2 protein-coding genes and 1 pseudogene are annotated in these 4,501 nt (G+C 69.7%); 1 reads left to right on the top strand and 2 read right to left on the bottom strand.

Annotated features, from left to right (window positions below; all coding sequences use genetic code 11):
- Window positions 1-220: pseudogene (locus ACQKIP_RS40550) on the top strand (zinc ribbon domain-containing protein); the annotation flags it as partial.
- 40 nt (window positions 221-260) lie between these two features.
- On the opposite strand, the gene ACQKIP_RS40555 reads toward ACQKIP_RS40550, so the two are convergent.
- Window positions 261-2,960, bottom strand: a complete 2,700-nt coding sequence (locus ACQKIP_RS40555) for an MGH1-like glycoside hydrolase domain-containing protein (protein ID WP_365854227.1) — start codon at window positions 2,958-2,960, stop codon at window positions 261-263.
- A 19-nt stretch (window positions 2,961-2,979) separates the two neighbouring features.
- Window positions 2,980-4,422, bottom strand: coding sequence for a hypothetical protein (locus ACQKIP_RS40560; protein WP_365854229.1), 1,443 nt, complete (start codon window positions 4,420-4,422; stop codon window positions 2,980-2,982).
- Window positions 4,423-4,501: the final 79 nt, after the last annotated feature.

Here is a 4,501-nt window from a genome sequence, read left to right on the forward strand (position 1 = left end):
GCCCTGTATCTGGTCGACCCGAAGCACACGACGACGGACTGTGCCCCGTGTGGTGCGAGAGCCAAGCACCGCCTACCTCTTTCCGAGAGAACCTATACGTGCACCGCATGCGGAAGGGCGTCCCCCAGGGACAAGAACTCCGCACACATGATGCTCGTCCGGGCTGGTCTCGCACCCGGCTAGCGCTGATCGTGCAAGACCTGCACCCCCGCCGGGGGCCAGGCAACGTGAGCTAGAAATCCCCCTCAGCTGGGGAGGAGTCAACGCTTGTGCCTCCTGGGGGTGCCGGTGCGGAATTCCTCCGGATCGAACGTGCCGAAGATCTTCATCAGGGCCGCGACGAGACCGGTCCAGCCGGTCTGGTGCGAGGCGCCGATACCCGCGCCGTTGTCACCGTGGAAGTACTCGTAGAAGGAGACCAGGTCGCGCCAGTGCGGGTCGTCCTTGAACTTCGCCTGGCCGCCGTACACGGGCCGCCTCCCGTCCTCGCCGCGCAGGAAGATCCGGGTGAGGCGGGTGCAGATGTCCTCGGCGACCTCGTACAGGTTCTTCTGGATGCCCGAGCCGGTCGGGCACTCGACGGTGAAGTCGTCGCCGTAGAAGCCGTAGAGGTTGATCAGCCCGCGGATCAGCAGGGCGTTCATCGGCATCCAGACCGGGCCGCGCCAGTTGGAGTTGCCGCCGAACATGCCGGTGTCCGACTCGGCGGGCAGATAGGAGACCTTGTACTCCTGGCCGTGCACCCAGAACGTGTACGGGTGCTCGGCGTGGTGGCGGGAGAGCGCCCTGACCCCGTACGGGCTCAGGAACTCGTCCTCCGACAGGAGCCGGGCCAGCACGCGCACCAGCTTCTTCTCGTCCAGGACGGACAGCAGCCGCGGGCCGCCCGCCCTGCCGGCCTGGGCCGAGGTCAGCGTCACCGACAGCGAGGGATGGCGCTCGGCGAACCGCCGCAACCGGTCGGTGAGGCCCGAAAGCCGCTCCAGCTGGTCCGGCCGGAAGACGGTCGACGCGCACAGCGGAAGGAGCCCCACCATGGAGCGGACCTTGAGCTGGACCGCCTCCCCGTCGGGCATGCGCAGCACGTCGTAGAAGAAGCCGTCCTCCTCGTCCCACAGCTCGTCGTGGAGGTCCCCGACCCGGTCCATGGAGGCGGCGATCCACATGTAGTGCTCGACGAACTTGAGGACCAGTTCCTCGTAGGCCTCGTTGTGCTCGGCGAGTTCCATCGCGATCTGCAGCATCGACTGGCAGTACAGCGCCATCCAGGCGGTGCCGTCCGCCTGTTCCAGGAAGCCTCCGGTGGGCAGGGGGGCGCTGCGGTCGAAGACGCCGATGTTGTCGAGGCCGAGGAAGCCGCCCTGGAAGATGTTGCGGCCGCCGAGGTCCTTGCGGTTGACCCACCAGGTGAAGTTCGTGAGCAGCTTCTGGAAGGTGCGCTCCAGGAAGGCGTGGTCGGCGTTGCCGGTCGTGCCCTTCTCCACCGTGTAGACGAAGTAGGCGGCCCAGGCGTGCACGGGCGGATTGACGTCGCCGAAGTTCCACTCGTAGGCCGGTATCTGGCCGTTGGGGTGCAAGTAGACGTCGCGCAGGAGGAGTTCGAGCTGTTCCTTGGCGAAGCCGACGTCGACGACGGAGAGGCCCACGGCGTGGAACGCCAGGTCCCAGGCGGCGAACCAGGGGTACTCCCATTTGTCGGGCATGGAGACGATGTCGTCGCTCACCATGTGGAACCACTCGCCGTTGCGCAGGCCCGGCCGTGGCGGGCTCCACGGTGTCATGTCGTGCTCGCCCAGCCACTTCTCCAGGTCGAAGGCGTAGTACTGCTTGGACCAGAGCATTCCGGCGAGGGCCTGGCGCATGACGCGTGCCTCGTCCTCGCCCGCCTGCCCGGGGGTCAGCTCCCGGTAGAAGTCGTCCGCTTCGGCGATGCGGTCCGCGAAGACCGTGTCGAAGCCCTTGGCCAGGGAGAGTTTCGCGTCGGCGGGGCCCAGCCGCAGCCGCAGGGTCAGGGAGCCTCCCGCGGGGACGGTGAGGGTGTGGTGGGCGGCCGCCTTGGTGCCCTCACGGGCCGGGTTGACGGCGGCCTCCTCTCCCTGGACGACGTAGCGGTCGATGGCGTTCTTGACGTAGGGGCTCGCGTTGGGCGAGCCGAAGAGCCGCTGCTGGTCGGTCTCGTTCTCGGTGAACAGCAGCGCGGGCCCGTCCGCGCACCGCAGGTCGTAGCTGCCGAGCTCGGGGTGGTCGGCGCGGATGGTGGCGGTCGAGCCGGGCGCGTCGACCGCCCGCAGCCGCGGCCGGTGCTCCCGGTCGGGGGGATCGCCCCAGGACCAGGTGTTGCGGAACCACAGCGTCGGCAGGACGTGCAGGGTCGCCGCGTCGGGGCCCCGGTTGTCGACGGTGACCCGCATCAGGATGTCGTCGTGGTCGGCCTTGGCGTACTCCACCGTCACGTCGAAGTAGCGGTCGTCGTCGAAGACTCCGGTGTCCATGAGCTCGTACTCGAACTCCTGGCGCGTGCGCTCCCGGTTGACGGACACGAGGTCGTTGTACGGGAAGGCCGCCTGCGGGTACTTGTACAGGTACTTCAGGTAGGAGTGGCTGGGGGTGCTGTCGAGGTAGAAGTAGTACTCCTTGACGTCCTCGCCGTGATTTCCCTCGCCGTTGGTGAGGCCGAAGGCGCGTTCCTTGAGGATCGGGTCGCGGCCGTTCCACAGGGCCAGGGCCAGGCACAGGCGCTGCTTGTCGTCGCAGACGCCGCCGAGGCCGTCCTCGCCCCACCGGTAGGCACGCGAACGCGCGTGATCGTGCGGGAAGTAGGACCAGGCGTCGCCGCCGGGGCTGTAGTCCTCGCGGACCGTGCCCCACTGCCGTTCGCTCAGGTAGGGGCCCCACAGGCGTGACCGTGCGCTTCCGTCTCCGATCGGTCCGATCCGTCCGGCGTGCGTCCGCGTCTTCATGCGCGTCTCCCTGCCTCGGTCAACCGGGTGCGCCAGTCTCGGCGGGGGTCTCCCGGCCCGCCTCACCTTCGGGGGGTGAGCCTTCCGGGGGGCCTTCGGCGCGGGTCACGAGGGTGAGTCCGATCTCGTACGCGGCCAGCAGCCCGCCGGTCACGAAGAGGGCGGTCCACGACGAGAGCAGCAGCGCGATCAGGGCCGCGACGACGATGCCCGCCACCCGCAGCACGTCGGCGTGCTGGGCCAGCCACGGCCGCACCCGCGCGCCCTGCGCCCGGTCACCGGCCTTGGCCAGGACGTGGCCGGTGGCCCGCGCCCCCTGCGCCACGTACCGGCGCAGTGCCCGGGGCAGGCGTCCGGGCCCCACCAGGTAGGCCAGGACGGCGATGCCCACGCCCAGCCACAGCAACTGATCGCCCCGCTCGCGCAGGGTCTCGAACACCGTCCACATCGCCGCGCGTGCGCCCTCGCGGTAGACGCCCGACGGCACTTGGCCGAGCAGTTGGTCGCGCACCGCGCGCAGTACGGTCGAGAGGACCGTGACGCTCACCACCAGCCACAGACCGAGCTGGAGGACGGTGCGCCGGCGCTGGGGCGAGATCCACAGGGCGATCCCGAGCAGCACCGGCACGGCGATCACCAGGCCCACCACGGCACGCTTGGCCATCAGCACGGTGTCCTGCAACTGACCGAGCTCGTGCCGGTTGTAGAGCCGGATCTGCGCGAAGTCCCCGGGCAGCGACACCCCGAGCGCCTTCTCGATGCGTTGGTGCAGGCCCGGCGGGAGCTCGCCGGAGGACAGCGCGGGCAGGTCGAGCTTCTTGCCGAACAGGGTGGGCAGTTGCTCCTCCAGGGACCGCAGCACGTTGTTGACCACCGGCAGCAGGTTCAGGGTGACCGTGTCGCCGCTCACCTTCACGTTCTCGTTGCGTTCCTCGAGGACCTCGATGATCCGCGCGTGGGCGCGGCGGTTGGTCGCCCGCCACAGCTCCTGGAACCGGTCGTTGGCGATGAGCTTGGAGATCGAGTCCCGCACATAGTCGTGCACGGCTCCGGTGACCGGCGCCGCGAGGAAGGACGCGCGCGGCGGCAGGGTCTCGGACAACCGCTGCTCGACGTCCAGCTTGTCGAAGATCTCGCGCGCCAGATAGGTGGAGACGGCGGCGTTCACGTCGGGGTCCTCGGGCAGCGGCCCCACCGCGGCGATCCAGCGATCCGTGTTGAGCGTGGTCCGTGCTCCCCACACCCCCACGATCGACGTGGTCGCCAGGACGGCGACCAGTGCGATCAGGACGGCCGCCACGACCCGCCGCACGGCCAGCAGACGGACCCGGCGCCGCCGCTCCGTCCCGGCACGCGCGCGCAGCTCGCCGACCTCCGCGCGCAGGCGCTCCAGCTCGGCGTCGGTGGCGCTGTCCCGGGTGGGTCCGGCGGCGTCCCCGTCCGGTGTCTCTTGATGCGTCATGGGCGTCGCACCTCCGCCTCCCACCGTCACCGCGACCGCGCCCGGTTCCCTCACCTGCGGCGGGTGACGCGCCCAACCG

Origin of the sequence: Streptomyces sp. NPDC059900, assembly GCF_050270335.1 — a bacterium.
In the GTDB taxonomy this organism is placed as follows: domain Bacteria; phylum Actinomycetota; class Actinomycetes; order Streptomycetales; family Streptomycetaceae; genus Streptomyces.

Excerpts from the sequence above, each read along its gene's own strand:
- ACQKIP_RS40555 (WP_365854227.1), bottom strand. The coding sequence starts at position 2,960 with ATGAAGACGCGGACGCACGCCGGACGGATCGGACCGATCGGAGACGGA.
- ACQKIP_RS40560 (WP_365854229.1), bottom strand. The coding sequence starts at position 4,422 with ATGACGCATCAAGAGACACCGGACGGGGACGCCGCCGGACCCACCCGG.